The sequence below is a fragment of the Pseudoalteromonas agarivorans genome, from assembly GCF_024518735.1.
In the GTDB taxonomy this organism is placed as follows: domain Bacteria; phylum Pseudomonadota; class Gammaproteobacteria; order Enterobacterales; family Alteromonadaceae; genus Pseudoalteromonas; species Pseudoalteromonas atlantica.
In genome coordinates, this window is record NZ_JANIGJ010000001.1 from 245266 (window position 1) to 261850 (window position 16585).

Consider the following 16585-nt stretch of genomic DNA (forward strand, 5'->3'; position numbering starts at 1 on the left):
CTCGCTTTTTGATTTTTATTTATGCGATTAATCGAATAGCTTTTATTGGCTATTTACGGCTTTGTATCAAGCTTTTATAAGCTTGGCCACTGGCTTTTATAGTACGTTGCTGAGTTTTATAATCAACGTAAACAATACCAAAGCGTTTTAAGTAGCCCTCAGCCCATTCAAAATTATCCATTAAGCTCCACGCAAAGTAACCAATAATATTAACCCCTTGCGCTGTGGCATCGTGCACGGCATTTAAGTGGCTATGATAATAGTTTAGGCGATCTACATCGTTTACCTCGCCATTTTTAATGGTGTCGGGCATAGCTGCGCCGTTCTCGGTTATATAAATAGGCGGTAAGGTGTAGGTGTTGTTAAGCGTTACAAGTAAATCGGTAAACGACTGCGGGTAAATTTCCCAGCCCATGTCGGTTAAAGGCCCTTGTGGAGCAAGTGGCTCGTATATATCGCTAGGGTGCGCTTTGTATACTTGGCGCGTATAAAAATTAATGCCTAAGTAATCAATAGATTGTGAAATTATGTCCATATCGCCTGGGTGGATTTCAGGCTGCTGATTGCTAGGAAGCTGTTTTATAATTTCTGGGTATTGGCCATCCATTATAGGTTTCATATACCATTGATTTAAATAATCATCGGCGTAGCGAGCTGCGTTTATATCCTCTGCTGACTGCGTTAAGGGGTAGCAAGGTGTAAAATTAAGCACAATACCATTTTGAGTATTAGGCGAGGTGTGTTTTAACACATCCATTGCCAAACCATGGGCAAGCAATAAATGGTGCGCCGCTTTTTTACCGTACTCTTTGCCCACTAAACCTGGGGCATGTATGCCTACTTCGTAGCCTAAAAAGGCACTGCAAAATGGCTCATTTAGGGTCGCGTACGAAAATACCCGCTCGCCAAATGCTTGGCTAATAAGCTTTACATAGCGAGCAAATTCATAAGCTGTATCGCGATTTAACCAGCCGCCTTTATCTTCTAAATGTTGAGGTAAATCCCAGTGATATAGCGTTACAAACGCTTTAATGTTGCGCTTATTAAGCTCATCAAGAATATTAGTATAAAACTTTACGCCCTCAGGGTTTAGCTCGCCCGATAAGGTAATAACGCGCGGCCAAGAGATAGAAAGTCGATACGCATCTACGCCAAGCGAGTCTATTAATTCAATATCGTTTTGCCACTGGTTGTAATGATCGCAGGCAACATGCCCATTTGAGCTGTCGGCTATTTTGTTGGGTGTATCGCAAAAGGTATCCCATATACAGGGCAGGCGATGCTCATACCCGCCTTCAATTTGAAATGATGCCGTAGCCACACCATAAACAAAGTTTTTTGTTAATAGAGGTGAATGAGATGGTAACGATAATTTTGTCATTAGTAACAAACCTTTTTAAACCTTAAATGCATAAATAGCCACTGTATTTACTGCGATGAAGCGTAAGGGCGCGTTTATAAAAAAATAAAACTTGTTGAAATATGTTACATGTTCGTATTTAATTACACGTGAAAGCGCTTACATTTTTAGATTAGTGTTAATTGATACGAAGGTCAACTCTTTAATGTTGCTGGGTTACACGGCAATTTTTAATAACGACTTTTGCATTAATTTATAATAATAAATTGCGGAGAGCCCATGGCCAGTTCAGCACCACTGACGACACACACACAGTCGCAAAACTACCAAGATAAAAACTATGGTTTTGCATTAACCTCTTTAACTACTTTATTTTTTATGTGGGGATTTATTACCTGCTTAAACGATATTTTAATCCCGCATTTAAAAGCGGTGTTTAACCTAACTTATGTTCAGGCAATGCTGGTTCAGTTTTGTTTTTTTGGGGCTTATTTTTTAATGTCACTGCCAAGTGGCTATATAGTTAAAAAATTAGGGTATAAAAAAGGCATTGTAGTGGGATTACTTATAGCGGCATGTGGTTGTGTGCTTTTTTACCCAGCCGCGGCACTACATAATTACCCAGTATTTTTGTTTGCTTTATTTGTACTGGCAAGCGGTATTACCTTGTTGCAGGTTTCTGCAAACCCTTATGTAAGTTTATTGGGCGCCCCTAAAACAGCGTCTTCTCGCCTTACCTTAACGCAAGCATTTAATGCGCTAGGCACTACGGTTGCCCCTACATTTGGTGCATTTTTGATTCTTGATTCTGCTTCCGAAGCGTTTTTAACACCGGCACAAAATGCAGAGTCGGTACAACTTCCTTATTTACTATTAGCAGGCATGCTTATTTTATTAGCCGGTATTTTTGCGTGGCTTAAATTGCCAGACATAATGAATGAGCAAAAAGAAGCCGCTGAAAAGTCAAAGACAATTGAAGGTAGTGCATGGCAATACCGCCACCTAACACTCGGTGCTGTGGGTATATTTATGTATGTAGGTGCAGAGGTTGCGATTGGCAGTTTTTTAGTTAGCTTTTTAGCACAAGAAAATATTGCCGGATTAAAAGAGCATGTTGCCGCTCACTACATCACATATTATTTTGGTGGAGCTATGGTTGGGCGTTTTATTGGTGCAGCGGTAATGCAAAAATTACCCGCTGGTAAAGTACTTGGCTTTAACGCAAGTATGGCTATTATTTTGGTGGTTATTGCCATGAGCACGTCCGGCCAATTAGCAATGTGGTCAATACTACTGGTTGGTTTATTCAATTCTATTATGTTCCCAACTATTTTTAGTTTAGCGTTAAATGGCCTTGGTAAGCATACCGCGCAGGGCTCTGGTATTTTGTGCTTGGCGATTGTAGGGGGTGCAATAGTGCCACTTTTACAAGGTGCACTTGCTGATAGTGTGGGTGTTCAACTTTCGTATGTTTTACCTATTTTTTGTTACTTATTTATCGCGTTTTATGGTTTAAGCGGAAGCAAACCAGTTCAAGCTCAGGAGACTCTATAATGAAAACCCCTTTTTCACTTAATAAAATAGCACGTGCCTCATTAATTGCATCAGTAGGCATTTTAGCGGCTTGTTCGAATGACGCGACAACCACTCCTGAAGCTAATAATGCGTTGTCTAAAACAGAGAAAATTTGGCCAAAACTTAATATTGCCGTAAAACAAGACCCAAAAATTGAAGCTAAAATAGCCGATTATTTAAAAACGATGACACTTGAGCAAAAAGTAGCTCAAATGATTCAACCAGAAATTCGTGATATTACCGTTGAAGACATGCGCAAATATGGCTTTGGCTCATACCTAAATGGGGGCGGTGCGTTTCCTAACGGTGATAAACACGCAACACCAATGGACTGGGTAAAATTGGCTGAAGATTTTTATCAGGCGTCGGTAGATGACTCTATCGATGGCAGTAAAATACCCACAATGTGGGGCACCGATGCGGTGCATGGTCACAATAATGTAATTGGCGCGACCTTATTTCCGCATAATATCGGTTTAGGTGCGGCAAACAACCCGGCATTGATTGAGCAAATAGCAGCTATCACTGCGGTTGAAGTAATGGCAACGGGTATTGATTGGGTATTTGCACCTACAGTGGCTGTTGTGCGCGATGACCGCTGGGGCAGAACCTATGAAGGTTATTCAGAAGACCCTCGCATTGTACGTGATTATTCTGCTGCCATTGTAAATGGTTTACAGGGCAAGGCCGATGGCGACTTTTTAAGTGATAAACGTGTTATTAGCACCGTTAAGCACTTTTTAGGTGATGGCGGCACAGTCGATGGCGATGACCAAGGTAATAATATCGACAGTGAGCAAGATTTGTTTGATATACATGCCCAAGGTTATGTAGGCGGCTTATCGGCGGGGAGTCAGTCGGTTATGGCATCGTTTAATAGCTGGCATGGGGTTAAAAACCACGGCAATAAATACCTGTTAACCGATGTGCTTAAAACCCGCATGGGCTTTGATGGTTTTGTGGTAGGGGATTGGAACGGCCACGGCCAAATTGAAGGCTGTACAAACGAAAGCTGTGCACAGGCTGTTAACGCGGGGCTTGATATTTTTATGGTGCCAACGGGCGCTTGGAAGCCGCTGTACGAAAACACCATAGCGCAAGTGAAAGCTGGCGAAATCAGCATGTCGCGCATTGATGATGCAGTAAGTAGAATTTTACGCGTTAAATTGCGTGCCGGTTTATTTGATAAACCAAGCCCGGCTAAGCGTCAGTTTTCGGGTAAAACTGAGCTAATTGGTGCGCAGCAGCACCGCGAAGTTGCGCGTCAAGCAGTACGCGAATCACTTGTTTTACTTAAAAACAAAAACAATATTTTGCCTCTTGATGCAAACCAAACTGTACTTATTGCCGGCGATGGAGCCGATAACATAGGTAAGCAGTCGGGTGGTTGGAGTATTACTTGGCAAGGGACGAATAACAAAAATGCTGATTTTCCTGGTGCCACGTCTATTTACGCAGGTCTTGAAAAACAAATTACTATGGCGGGTGGTCGTGCCATTTTAAGTGTGGATGGCTCATATGAGCAGCGCCCAGATGTAGCCGTTGTGGTATTTGGTGAAGAGCCTTATGCAGAAGGCCATGGCGATAGAGATAACCTTGAATTTGAGCGCGGTAATAAAAAATCGCTCGCGTTATTAAAGTCGTTAAAAGAGCAGGGTATTGCGGTTGTATCGGTATTTATTTCGGGTCGCCCTATGTGGGTTAACAGTGAATTAAATGCCTCAGATGCATTTGTTGCAGCATGGCTGCCAGGTACAGAGGGCGGCGGTATTGCCGATGTTATTTTAAAAGCCAAAGATGGCAGCATTCAACATGACTTTAGCGGCAAGCTTTCGTTTTCATGGCCTAAAACAGCAGTACAAGCAACGGTTAATAAAGGCGATGACGATTACAGCCCATTATTACCGTACGGCTTTGGTTTAACTTATGGCGATAAAAATGTATTGGCTGATAATTTAGACGAAGACTCTAAATTAGATAACTCAGCGCTCACTAGTATGGATATTTTAGTTGGCGCTCCGGTTGCTCCGTGGCGTTTATTACTTAAATCTGGCGATGAGCTATTAGATGTATCAAGCAGTACTCATCAACTGGGTGCACTTAAATACCGTACTGAGGATAAAACAGTTCAAGAAGACGCGCGCCAATTTAATTTTAGCGGCGAGCAAAAGGCAAGTGCTGAAATAGTCACAAGCTTTGCAGAAGATACCATTACCTATTTAGAGGCTAATGGCGTTATTAGTTTTGATATTAAACTTAATGAACCACTAACCGATGACGTAAACCTTGCTATGACTTGTTCAGGTAAGTGTGGTGGTGCGATTGCTTTGAGTAAAATGGTTGATCAATCAATCAAAAATAAATGGCAGTCGGTGTCGGTAGACTTACGTTGTTTTGCTAACCAAGGCGTAGACTTTGCAAGCCTTACAAGCCCGTTTAGTTTACATGCAAGCAGTAAAACCTCAGTGTCGGTAGCAAACATTCAGTTTGTGCCTAATAAGGCAGACTCTGCTGGGCTTAAATGTCAGTAATCATTTTGTTTTAGTGTGTATGTCAAAGCCCTTCAATTGAAGGGCTTTTTTTATGTGCAAGCCGGTTTGTTATTTATAAAAGGGTTTTGTGCAGATTCATATATAACTTTGTCGCGTCCTGTGGTTTTAGCAATATACAAGCGCTTATCTGCCGCACTAAGTAGCGATTTGAAAGAGCTTGTTTGAGTATCGCTGCATGCCACTCCAGCGCTTATTCTTAAATAAATGGTGTTGCCGTAATAGCTAAAGGGCTTGTTTTTAATGTTTTTTCTGAGGGTGTTTGCCGCGCACTGTGCCTCATTTAAAGTGCAGTGGTTAAGTAAAATTGCAAACTCTTCGCCGCCAACACGCGCGGTAACTGCGCTGTTAGAAAAAAGCGCTGCAATATGCTGCGAAACCCATTTAATTGCCTCATCACCTGCATCGTGTCCGTATTCATCGTTAACGCGCTTAAAAAAGTCTATATCGACCATAATAATGCTAAGGGGATGCTCGGCATTATTTTTATTAAATAACGTATTGGCCACTGCATTTAAACCGCGTTTATTTAATAGCTGGGTTAATGGGTCGCGATTAGCAAGGGAGTTGAGCGTATGCTCTGTATTGGCAAACACTAAAAAAGGCAGCAATAGGGCGGCGCTAGTGGCAAGTATTAAGTGTACAGCTAAAGTAAATTGCAAAACAGAGGCAAAATCAAAGTTGAGCGCGGTAAAAAACGGCAACAGTAATAAAACTCCTTGTATTAGCATAACGAGTGCATGCAGTAATAGGCAAAGCAGTAGCATACGTTGCTGTAATTTTGCTATAAAGCGGGTGCTTAAAACAATATACGAGGCATACAAAAATAACCCTGCCACAGTTAAACTAACCAATACTTGCTCTACAGCGGTGTTGTAAACTACGAGCAAAAAAACCGCAGCCATGATGAGTAAATAGCTAACTTGCCTGCATATGCTTTTATTTAAAGGGCTGAGTGCTTTTAATCCCATAATTAAAAAAAGTGGGCAAGCAATAATAAATAAACTGGCAAAGTAATGGGTAATAAACGGCCATGCAATGATCACGCGTAAGCTTGCGCATAGTATGGCGAATGTAAAGGTGGTACAAGCTAGGCCAAAATATAAAAAACTAGTTTGTTTTTTATATTGATAAATAGAGATAAAATACAGCCCAATTATAAGATTTAAAATAAAAGAAAGGCTTATAACGGTTGGTAAGTGCAGCATAGAAAGGTTCTTTTATTATAAAACGACTATTTTAATGGAGACTAGATACTAAAGCTTATATTAATTACAGTAACCTAGCTTAAAGTAGTATTTTTATAACCTTTATTAGGTGTATCTATGCTGAATACACCTACTTTATTAAACTTCTCAGAGCCGAATCTATATCCGTAAAATGAAAACGGTAATTATGCGCTAACGCTTTTTTGGGTATTACATATTGCCCAGTAGTGAGCAAATCAGACATTTCACCCATTAACACCTTTAACACAGGGCTTGGCATGGTTAGGGCCGCAGGGCGTGACAATGCTTTACCTAAACTTTTGCTAAATACTTTATTACTAACAGGGGTGGGTGCAGTGGCGTTAATTGGCCCGCAGAGCGACGTGTGTTTTATAATAAATAAAATCAGTTGAATCATGTCATCAATATGAATCCACGACATACCTTGCTCCCCATCACCAATGGGGCCACCTGCAAAAAATTTAAACGCAGGTAGCATTTTACTTAAAGCGCCGCCGTTTTTGCTAAGTACAATTCCCGTGCGTAATAAGCACACTCGTGTTTTATCACTTTGCGCTTTTAGTGCCGCGTGCTCCCACTCTTTACATAGCTGATGGCTAAATTCATCATTTACATCGTCGGTGTCCTCATCTACGGGGGTATCGCCTTGGCGGCCATAATAGCCAATGGCACTACCAGATATAAATGTAGCAGGGGGCGTGCTGCAATTTAAAATAGCATCGCTGATTTGCGTGGTAAGGTTTATTCTGCTGTTTTTAATTGTTTGTTTTTGTGCCTGCGTCCAGCGTTTGTTGACGATAGGTTCGCCGGCTAAATTAATTACAGTATCAACATGGTTAAAATTAACCTCATCAACGGTGCTTACTACATCAATATTATGACCAAGCAATACATGGGCTTTGGTTTTATTTCGGCTCAGTACGGTTACTTTATGATGATGTAGCAAAAAAGGCGTTAAGTGTTTACCTATTAGGCCTGTAGCGCCTGTAAAAAAAATATGCATAAAAATCTTACCAATTTTAAGTGTACGATTTGTTTAAAATGTATACTATCTAAACTATCTTAATGCAAATTATTACGTTAACTAAAAAACAACGATCACTTTGTAAATATTTCATTTAATTAGTTTTTGCCTTACACTAAAGCGAATTTCATAAGAAAAGGATTGGCGCGTTGGCAAGTTTAACTGGCGTAAATAAAAGCTTAATAATATTTGCAGCCCTGGTGGTTGTATTAGCCGGTATTAAGGCCGCAAGTGTTATTATTATTCCCTTTATTTTGGCGGCGTTTATTGCCATTGTATGCAACCCGCTGATCACATTTTTTGGTCGCTATCGGATCCCTAAAGGGGTTTCTGTTGTTATTGTGGTGCTTATCATTGTGGGCTTAGGTGTTAGCTTAGGCGGCCTTGTAGGGCAATCCGTAAACGACTTTTCTCAGCAACTTCCTGAATATAAAGCCCAATTACAAGAAGAGTTTGTGTGGCTGGTCGATCTTGCATCGCAATACAATATCTTAATCGATAGAGATCAAATTCTCTCTATGTTTGACCCAGGTAAAATGGTTGATGTAGCCACGAATATGCTTACCGGCTTAGGTGGCGTAATGGCAAACATGTTTTTAATAATTTTAACTGTGGTGTTTATGCTTTTTGAAGGGCCTGCATTAAGCAAAAAAATTCATATGGCACTTGCCGACCCAGACAGAAAAATGGAGCAAATTGACCGCTTTTTGGTTTCTATTAATTCGTATTTGGCAATTAAAACATTAGTGAGTTTAGCCACCGGTATTATTGCAGCATTTTATTTATGGATTTTAGATGTTGACTACTTTGTGCTGTGGGGCGTGTTGGCCTTTATGTTTAATTATATTCCTAATATAGGTTCTATTATTGCCGCAGTACCAGCTGTATTGTTAGCACTGATCACACAAGGACCATTAACAGCCGGGCTTGTAGGTGCAGGGTATTTAATTATTAATACGGTAATGGGTAACATTGTAGAGCCTAAATTTATGGGTAAAGGGCTTGGGCTTTCTACCTTGGTGGTGTTTTTGTCGTTAATATTTTGGGGTTGGTTATTAGGCACTGTAGGCATGTTGCTATCGGTACCGCTTACCATGATTGTTAAAATAGCCCTAGAGGCAAGTGATGAAGGGCGTTGGGTTGCCACGCTACTTGGTACTGGTGAGTCGATAGACGATAAATAATATCAATTGGTTTTCAAAGCTTAAAATTGCGTATTTGATTAAATAATTGATACAAAAAAAGCGATTAATACACAGTATTAATCGCTTTTTTTATGGGTGTTAATCCCCGTTTAAAGTGGCTTTTTAAGCACTTGAGTAAACTGTTCAATAAGTGCAAGTTCACATAATTTGTAATCAATAGCGGCTTGGCTGGCATTTGGCAGTTTTAATATATAGCGCCATTGGCAGCTTGCTTCAGTATACTTTTGATGGTTGTCGACGCTGCGCTTAAACAACATGAGTATTTGCGTATTTCCGCTTTGCTCTTCTAATTTAGTGAGTTCATATTTACGTTTTTGAACCCAAGTACCCTGATTGTATTTAGCCTGATTTATTTGGGTGTCTAAACACTGCGTATAGCGTTTAGTTTGGCTTGGCGTTGCGTTTTGCTCAAGCGTACACTGTGCTTGCGCACTGGCACTGGCATTAGCACTTAGGGCTAATAGGCTCGCAAGTGTGATTAAAAGGCTATTTTTTATCATTGTAATTAAACTCTAAAATAAATTGTGCGCCGCCCAAGGTGTCCGACTTATTAATCGTTAAGTGTCCGTTATAAGATTTAACCAAGTCAGAGACTATCGCCATGCCAACACCGTGGCCGCTTTCGTAAGTATCAAGGCGGGTACCACGGGTTAATAAAGACTCGCGTTTATCCTCGGGTACACCGGGCCCATCGTCACTAATGCCTATGCACAGTGTTTTACTTTGAATGACCTGTATTTCTACTTGCGAGCGACACGCTTTACAGGCGTTATCAATTAAATTACCCAGTAACTCCATTAAATCTGTTTGGTCACCTAAAAAGTAATCTTTATCGGTCACGGTACAATTAAATATAATGTCTTTATCGCGGTATACCTTGGCCATTGCACTTAAAATAGAATCAATCACAGGTTTAACTGGAGTTTGCTTTTTCCATGTGTCTGATGCGCCAGTAGCTGCACGCTTTAACTGATGCTCGATCATCACATTTATTCTATCAAGTTGCTCTTGGGCATCGGCATCATTAGCAAGCGGGCTTGATTTTAATACCGCAAGGGGGGTTTTTAATGCATGTGCTAGGTCACTTAAAGAGGCTCTGTAGCGCTCTTTTTGACGTTGCTGCGACTCTAGTAATAAGTTTAGGTCTGATTTAATTGTTTGCAGCTCTACAGGGTATAAGCCTTTAATTTCTTGAATATCGCCCGACTCAATGGCTTTTATTTCTTTATCAAGACGTTGTAACGGACGGCCGCTCCAAATAAACCCAATTGCCATTAAACCGGCAATCGCAATACCCATTATAAACATCCAATCGACTAAGGTTTGTTTAAAGCCATCCATTAACCTTAGCAATGCATCGTTTCGTTTGAGTAATATAAAACGTGCCTGCTCAGATTGGTCAATATTATTTAAAATGACCGTTAGGCTTAATTGCCAGTAAACTGCATTGTTGTAAACCACACGTCTAAAGTCGGCTGCACCTGCTTTAGGCTCTATGTACTCGGGTTTAAAGTTTACGTTTACTGCCGACTCTGAGTGCCACACAGGTACATCATCGCGGTAAATCATGGCGTAGGTATCTGAATTTAAGTTATTAAGCTCAGGCGTTAAAATTGTGCTGGGCATAATAATGCCGCGCTCAGTAAAGTCGACTTCAGAAATAAGGGAGTATAAGTGGGCTTCTAGATTTTTTTCGGTGGTTTCGACTAATGAGGCGTAATACGCTTTACCAATCGAGTAAAACAAAATGGGCAGTGCCACCAATAAAACAAAGACAAGGATAAATCCTTGCCTTATTTTAAGCGATATTTGCGATGCTACCACTGACTTTTAAGCCTGTAACCACGCCCACGTAGTGTTTCTACTGGGTTTAATGTGCCTTCAGGGTCTAATTTTTTACGCAGACGAAGTACAAATACTTCGATAACGTTAGAATCAAGATCGAAATCTTGGTCGTAAATGTGTTCAGTAAGTTCTGATTTAGAAATTACTTTTTGCGGGTTAACCATTAAATACTCAAGTACTTTGTACTCATAAGCCGTAAGGCTAAGTTCTTTGTCGTTAACCCAAACTTGTTGCGAGCGAGTGTGAATTTTAATTGGACCCGCTGTCATTTCTGGGTTAGCTTTACCCGCACTGCGGCGAATAAGTGCGTTACAACGCGCAATTAATTCTTCAACATGAAACGGCTTGGTTAAGTAGTCGTCGGCGCCTGCATCTAGGCCTTCAACTTTGTCTTGCCAGCGGTCGCGCGCCGTTAAGATTAAAATAGGGATCGTCACGCCTTGTGCACGTGCTTTATTGATTAGCTCAATACCGTCAATTTTTGGTAAGCCTAAATCAACCACCGCCATATCTAGCGGGTACTCTGTAATATGGAATAGGCCAGCTTCGCCATCGTGACATAAATCAACACTGTAACGTTCTTTCTCTAAAGCATTACGTAGGTTGTCTGCTAAGTGTAAATCATCTTCTATAACTAAAATTCGCATTTGCTAATCCTTTTTCACTTCGCCGGTTTTTTTATTTATATGTAAATCAACGACGTGGCCGTCAGATTTGAGTATACGTACAGTATAAAACTTTGCTTGTTCTGTAATTTTTAAGGTTTTACCGTCAGTTTCTTCTTTTGCAAGTATTACGGCTTTCTTTTTGCTGATCTCAGTTTTTTTAACTGCTTTGGTAACAGTCGAACTTGCGTGTACGGCGCCACTGACGCTAATACAGGCAATTAAACCAAGGGTTAATAATACACGCATGACGGGAACTCCTAGATCAAACCCAGCTATTCTAATTAACTAAGCTACTAAAACTCAAGTAAAAACGTCCAATATGCGCTTTTACGTTCGCCAGCTTAATTAATTAGCAGTGAACCAACCCTGAATTAAATAACGTTTTAAATTCAGGGTGTTCGTTACGCTGGTAATACTTTTTTATATGGTTTTACAACGGTGTTTGCGTAAACGCCGGCTGCAACGTATGGATCAGCTGCTGCCCATTCACGTGCTTTTTCAAGTGAATCAAATTCGGCAATGACTAATGAACCTGTAAATCCAGCATCTTGCGGGTCTTCACTGTCGATTGCTGGCAGTGGGCCGGCAACAAGTAAACGGTTTTGAGAGTCAAGTTCGCTTAAACGTGCTAAGTGGGCGGGACGGGCTTCTTTTCTAAGCGGTAAGCTGTTTTCAACGTCGGTTGAATAAATCATGTACAACATAGTAATTCTCAAAAAAATGTTAAGTTTAATAACGCAAATACTAGCACAACGTTGATAGTTGGTGAACAAATTACCGTTAAAGCTAGGTTTACAGTTATTAATTATTTTTAGTGTGTAATTGCTTGAAAAGCGCGGCACAACACTGGTAGAGTCGCTTGAATAACTTAAAAATAACAAGGTTAATACATGAGCAATAATAGAGAGCATTTTAGCTCCCGTCTTGGCTTTATACTGGCTGCAGCAGGTTCGGCAGTGGGTATTGGCAACTTAGTAGGTTTTCCTGTGTCGGCAACTAAAAATGGTGGTGGTGCATTTTTACTTGTATACGCTTTGTTTGTTGCTTTTATTTGTTTACCGGTAATGATGGCTGAAATGGCCATGGGTCGTAACGCGCAAAAAGATCCACTTGGTTCGTACAAAGCGCTGGCAAATAACGACAAAAAATGGAAGTTTGCAGGCTTTTTGGCTGTATTAACGCCGTTTATGATTGCCGTATTTTACATGGTTATTACCGTGTGGATTTTTGGTTACTTAAGCCAAACCGCCATGGGTAATTTAGATGCATTGGCAGATCCGAGCCATTTTGGCAGCTTTATAAATAGCTACACTGTTTTTGGCTACATGGCGGTGGTCGTTATTATTGTTAACCTTATTTTATTGGGTGGGGTTAAACAAGGCATAGAAAAAGCCGCTAAGTTTTTAATGCCGGCTTTATTTGTTATGTTGCTTGCCCTTGTAGCGTATGTATTAACGCTTGATAACGCCATGGCTGGTGTTAAATATTATGTTATTCCTGATTTTTCTAAAATGAGTGCCAGCGTGCTTAATGGTGCACTAAGCCAAGCGTTTTTCTCACTATCGCTAGGTATGGGTATTTTAATGACGTACGCTTCTTACATATCTAAAAAAGATGACATTGTTGGCAGTGCTAAAATGGTAGCTATTACCGACTCATTAGTGGCATTTGTTGCCGGTTTAATGGTGTTACCGGCAATATTTAGTTTTGATCCTAATACCGACCCAGCCGCACTTTCTGACTCGTCTGTATCGATGATATTTGTGTACTTACCTAAAATTTTATTAGCACTACAAAATGACATTGGTTACTTTGGCGCGTCTGCAGTGGCGTTTTCGTTCTTTTTATTAGTGTTTTTTGCAGCGATTACTTCGCTTGTATCAATTGTAGAAGTTCCTACAGCGACCCTTAGCGACCGCAAAGGGATCAGCCGTAAAAAAGCCTTAGGTATTTTAACGCTAGCCACCGGTGTGTTAACTATATTATGTACTATGTCGTTTGGTATGGTTGATAGCCTAACGTCGTTTACTAGTTACGGCAGCGGTAATAAAAGCTTTTTTGATATTGTTTATGATGTATTTTACGACACTATATTGCCACTGAATGGTTTAATGGTGTGTTTATTTGTTATGTACCGCTGGAAAAAAGCGCGCCTAACAGATGAGCTAACCCAAGGCTCACCAAATTACGCCGGTAGCTTTATGGAGAAATACGTTAACTTTTCGCTTTCTACGTTTATTCCGGTTATTTTATTAGCCATATTTATTAACACAGTAGCGACTAAGTTTTTTGCCTTTAAGTTATTTGGATTTTAGGCTATAAAAAAGTTTTCAAAAGCCGCGTATTAACGCGGCTTTTTTGTGTTTTAAATAGCGGCTTAGCTTGTTAGCTGATAGCTCCTGAGTCTAATGAACTGCCAATCCCCAGTGTAAACATCCACAATCCCCATAAGCTATGCTCAATTACACACACTATGGTTGAACGGCTTTGCGCGTAGGTAAACGAAAATAATAGCCCGCCTAAAAATGCTAAGCCTACAGCCACCCAATTGGCATACACAATATGGGCAAGGGCAAACACCGTTGCGCTTACCACTATACGCACTCTTTTTTTGGGCATAATGCGTTTATAGCGATGAAAAAAGTAGGTTCTGAAAATTAGCTCTTGTGGTAATACCGACAGCAGCGGGTATAGAAGCAGTAAAAGTAGCCAGTTATAAAATGAGTGCAGCGGCATGCTAAACCAGTTTTCTTGGTGAATAATGCCGTAAAACACGCCTGAAAAAAGCGCTCCTAAAAAAAAGAAACTAAATAAACGGCGCTTTACCGCAGAAAACTGCCCCAGGCTTGTAAGTCTAAATCGCTTAAAGTGAGGGTCGTTCAGTAATAACATGCAACACACACTCATTAAAACAATCAGTGCGGGTATTAGCCAGTTAGCTAGGTAACTACGAAGGGTAAAGCCTATTAAAGGCAATAAAACAAATATTAGGGTAAATTCAAACCAGCGGTATTGATTGGCGTTCAAGGTCGTCTCTGATTGATTTTTTTTACACGCTATCAAGCAAAGACGACATTTTTATGACGAAGGTGTTTTACTTTGCGGGTTCTTCTTCATCAGGGAAGTATTTATACAAAGCAAAAATAGTGATCAAAATACTCACAAAGGTAATGGCCATTAAGCCAAACACTTTAAAGTTAACCCAAAAATCGAGTGAGAAATTATACGCAATGTAAATATTCAGCACTGCAATACCTGCGGTAATGGCAACCCACATTAAGTTAAGCTTATTCCACACCGGCTCAGGTACTTCAATCGCCTGTTTAGAGTCGTTGGCGTTTTCGAGGATTGAGCTAAGGGCTTTTTTAACAAGATTTTTATTCAGCACGTAGCGGCTAATTAATAAGGTAAGGCTTAGGCCGGCGTAAATTAACGTGGCTTTCCATTTTATATATTGCTCATCGTGGAGTACTAAGGTTAATGTGCCAAACACCGCTGCAATAGCAAAAAATAGCCATTGGCGGGCAGGTACATGGCCGTGCTTAAAGTAGCTATACGCAACTTGAATAAGCGTAGTGACCATTAAAAGGCCTGTTGCCCAGTAAATATCAACTAATTTAAATACCGCAAAAAATAATATTAGCGGGATGTATTCAATCAATGCGTGCATATACTACCTAAATTATACAAAAAGAAGTCAGGGAAGTTTTTACCACATAACACTAGGCAACTACAAGGTTGACTTGTTGCCCTGTAAGCCTTAGCCTGCGTGGCTTTAATTATCCATCATCATATTCCCACACTTAACCAACACTGATTAAGTGTGCATTTAGGAGCCTACAATGAACAAAGCACAACTTGTTGCCCAAATAGCAAAACTCAGTGAACTAACAAAAAAAGACACACAAGCAGCCCTTACTAGCTTACAAAAAGTAATTACTAAATCGCTGTCTGAAGGCGACCAAGTGCAAATTAATGGATTTGGTACATTCGCTTTAAGCTACTACCCAGCGCGCACTGGGCGTAACCCACAAACAGGCGAAAGCATTGAAATAGAAGGCGCTAACAAACCCGTATTTAAACCTGCCAAAGCATTAAAAGATCTCCTTTAAATAGCAACTTGCATTGACCGGTACCAGTGACCAGTACCAGCGACTAGTTCCTGCAACCAATACTTGCTAATAGCCCGGTTACCTTTTTAGGTTTAGTTAGCGCTATTAATCACAAAATTATAGTTCGGCGCACCCGGCTAAAAGGGTGCGTCTAGAAAATAAATCCCCAGCTTTTAGTTAATGCCTAACTACTTCATCTTGTAAGCAAAGCTTGTGTGCTGGTTTTTAATACGCACTTTAAATTAAGCTATGTAGATTGTTCAAACCCTCTAAATGATTTACATAGCTTTGATAGCTTTAATTTATATTCATCTTTATTTTCAATAGGTTAAATTTGGCATCGGTTATGCTTTTAATAGGGTGATTGAAACATTTTATTAAACGCAATAAGGAGAACTCTATGTCTACATTACAAACAAGCACTCGTTTACAAGGCAAAAAAATTGCTATTTTAGCCACCGATGGCTTTGAGCAAAGTGAGCTATTATCTCCACGTGATGCTTTACTTAATGCCGGCGCCGATATCGATATTGTGTCGGTAAAAGAGGGTGAAATCACCGGCTGGGATGAAGATAAATGGGGCGACAAAGTAAGCGTAGATAAACTTGTTACAAATGCCAGTGCCAGCGATTACGATGCGCTTATGCTGCCAGGTGGCTTATTTAACCCAGATACGTTACGCCAAGATAAGCACGCAAAAGCGTTTATAGACGGTTTTTTTGGCGCCGAGAAAAACAAACCCGTTGCAGCTATTTGCCATGCCCCTTGGTTACTTGCCGAAATTAATAAATTACGCGACCGTACCGTTACATCATTTCCAAGCATTAAAAGTGATTTAATCAATGCTGGTGCAAACTGGGTTGATGAAGAGGTGAGTGTAGACCAAGGCTTAGTAACAAGCCGCAGTCCTGCAGATTTAGAAGCATTTAATGCAAAATTTATTGAAGAAATTTTAGAAGGTAAGCATCAAGCTCACTAAGTTTAGAGCTTAATAAAAAAGGGCATTTTAAATGCCCTT

Annotated in this window: 16 protein-coding genes; 6 read left to right on the top strand and 10 right to left on the bottom strand. The window is 40.3% G+C overall.

From position 1 onward, the window contains the following. Positions 1-49: 49 nt before the first annotated feature. Positions 50-1381, bottom strand: a complete 1332-nt coding sequence (locus NQT65_RS01080) for a GH1 family beta-glucosidase (RefSeq protein WP_096041555.1) — start codon at positions 1379-1381, stop codon at positions 50-52. 258 nt (positions 1382-1639) lie between these two features. Between NQT65_RS01080 and NQT65_RS01085 the strand changes: the two genes are divergently transcribed. Beyond that, positions 1640-2914 (top strand): sugar MFS transporter, encoded by a 1275-nt coding sequence (locus NQT65_RS01085; protein ID WP_256850279.1) that lies wholly within the window; start codon positions 1640-1642, stop codon positions 2912-2914. Beyond that, a complete protein-coding gene (locus NQT65_RS01090; RefSeq protein WP_256850280.1) occupies positions 2914-5466 on the top strand; it encodes a glycoside hydrolase family 3 protein in 2553 nt (850 codons plus the stop codon). The genes NQT65_RS01085 and NQT65_RS01090 overlap by 1 nt, the downstream gene beginning before the upstream one ends. 50 nt (positions 5467-5516) lie before the next feature. Here NQT65_RS01090 and NQT65_RS01095 read toward each other — a convergent pair whose 3' ends face one another. Both NQT65_RS01095 and NQT65_RS01100 read right to left on the bottom strand, forming a co-directional pair. Then, the gene (locus NQT65_RS01095; protein ID WP_256850281.1) at positions 5517-6692 is read right to left on the bottom strand and encodes a GGDEF domain-containing protein; all 1176 of its coding nucleotides are present in this window, start codon (positions 6690-6692) and stop codon (positions 5517-5519) included. A gap of 130 nt (positions 6693-6822) precedes the next feature. After that, positions 6823-7716: a TIGR01777 family oxidoreductase gene (locus NQT65_RS01100; RefSeq protein WP_126007381.1), complete on the bottom strand. Its 894-nt coding sequence runs from the start codon at positions 7714-7716 to the stop codon at positions 6823-6825. A 170-nt stretch (positions 7717-7886) separates the two neighbouring features. Between NQT65_RS01100 and NQT65_RS01105 the strand changes: the two genes are divergently transcribed. Further along, positions 7887-8921, top strand: a complete 1035-nt coding sequence (locus NQT65_RS01105; RefSeq protein WP_024033443.1) for an AI-2E family transporter — start codon at positions 7887-7889, stop codon at positions 8919-8921. A 110-nt stretch (positions 8922-9031) separates the two neighbouring features. Here the strand turns inward: NQT65_RS01105 and NQT65_RS01110 are convergent, their stop codons facing one another. From NQT65_RS01110 to NQT65_RS01130, 5 genes are all read right to left on the bottom strand, one after another. Next, complete coding sequence (locus NQT65_RS01110) at positions 9032-9442, bottom strand: hypothetical protein (RefSeq protein ID WP_256850282.1); 411 nt, start codon at positions 9440-9442, stop codon at positions 9032-9034. Beyond that, positions 9429-10766 carry an ATP-binding protein gene (locus NQT65_RS01115; protein WP_055018715.1) on the bottom strand — a complete coding sequence of 446 codons (1338 nt, stop codon included), beginning with the start codon at positions 10764-10766 and terminating at the stop codon, positions 9429-9431. Before NQT65_RS01115 ends, NQT65_RS01110 begins: the two co-directional genes overlap by 14 nt. Beyond that, the gene (locus NQT65_RS01120; protein ID WP_004586804.1) at positions 10760-11434 is read right to left on the bottom strand and encodes a response regulator transcription factor; all 675 of its coding nucleotides are present in this window, start codon (positions 11432-11434) and stop codon (positions 10760-10762) included. The genes NQT65_RS01115 and NQT65_RS01120 overlap by 7 nt, the downstream gene beginning before the upstream one ends. A gap of 3 nt (positions 11435-11437) precedes the next feature. Next, a complete protein-coding gene (locus NQT65_RS01125) occupies positions 11438-11701 on the bottom strand; it encodes a PepSY domain-containing protein (RefSeq protein WP_024033445.1) in 264 nt (87 codons plus the stop codon). Positions 11702-11856: 155 nt separating this feature from the next. Next, positions 11857-12159, bottom strand: coding sequence for a YciI family protein (locus tag NQT65_RS01130; RefSeq protein WP_256850283.1), 303 nt, complete (start codon positions 12157-12159; stop codon positions 11857-11859). Between the two features lie 186 nt (positions 12160-12345). Here NQT65_RS01130 and NQT65_RS01135 point away from each other — a divergent pair, with 186 nt between their 5' ends. After that, entirely contained in the window at positions 12346-13770 is a 1425-nt protein-coding gene (locus NQT65_RS01135; protein WP_256850284.1) for a sodium-dependent transporter, read from the top strand. A gap of 70 nt (positions 13771-13840) precedes the next feature. Here the strand turns inward: NQT65_RS01135 and NQT65_RS01140 are convergent, their stop codons facing one another. Both NQT65_RS01140 and NQT65_RS01145 read right to left on the bottom strand, forming a co-directional pair. Continuing rightward, positions 13841-14482: a CPBP family intramembrane glutamic endopeptidase gene (locus NQT65_RS01140; protein ID WP_024033448.1), complete on the bottom strand. Its 642-nt coding sequence runs from the start codon at positions 14480-14482 to the stop codon at positions 13841-13843. A 67-nt stretch (positions 14483-14549) separates the two neighbouring features. Continuing rightward, complete coding sequence (locus NQT65_RS01145) at positions 14550-15125, bottom strand: inner membrane-spanning protein YciB (protein WP_004586799.1); 576 nt, start codon at positions 15123-15125, stop codon at positions 14550-14552. A gap of 172 nt (positions 15126-15297) precedes the next feature. Here NQT65_RS01145 and NQT65_RS01150 point away from each other — a divergent pair, with 172 nt between their 5' ends. Further along, complete coding sequence (locus NQT65_RS01150) at positions 15298-15567, top strand: HU family DNA-binding protein (protein ID WP_256850285.1); 270 nt, start codon at positions 15298-15300, stop codon at positions 15565-15567. Positions 15568-15967: 400 nt separating this feature from the next. Next, positions 15968-16546 carry a type 1 glutamine amidotransferase domain-containing protein gene (locus tag NQT65_RS01155; protein ID WP_004586797.1) on the top strand — a complete coding sequence of 193 codons (579 nt, stop codon included), beginning with the start codon at positions 15968-15970 and terminating at the stop codon, positions 16544-16546. Positions 16547-16585: the final 39 nt, after the last annotated feature.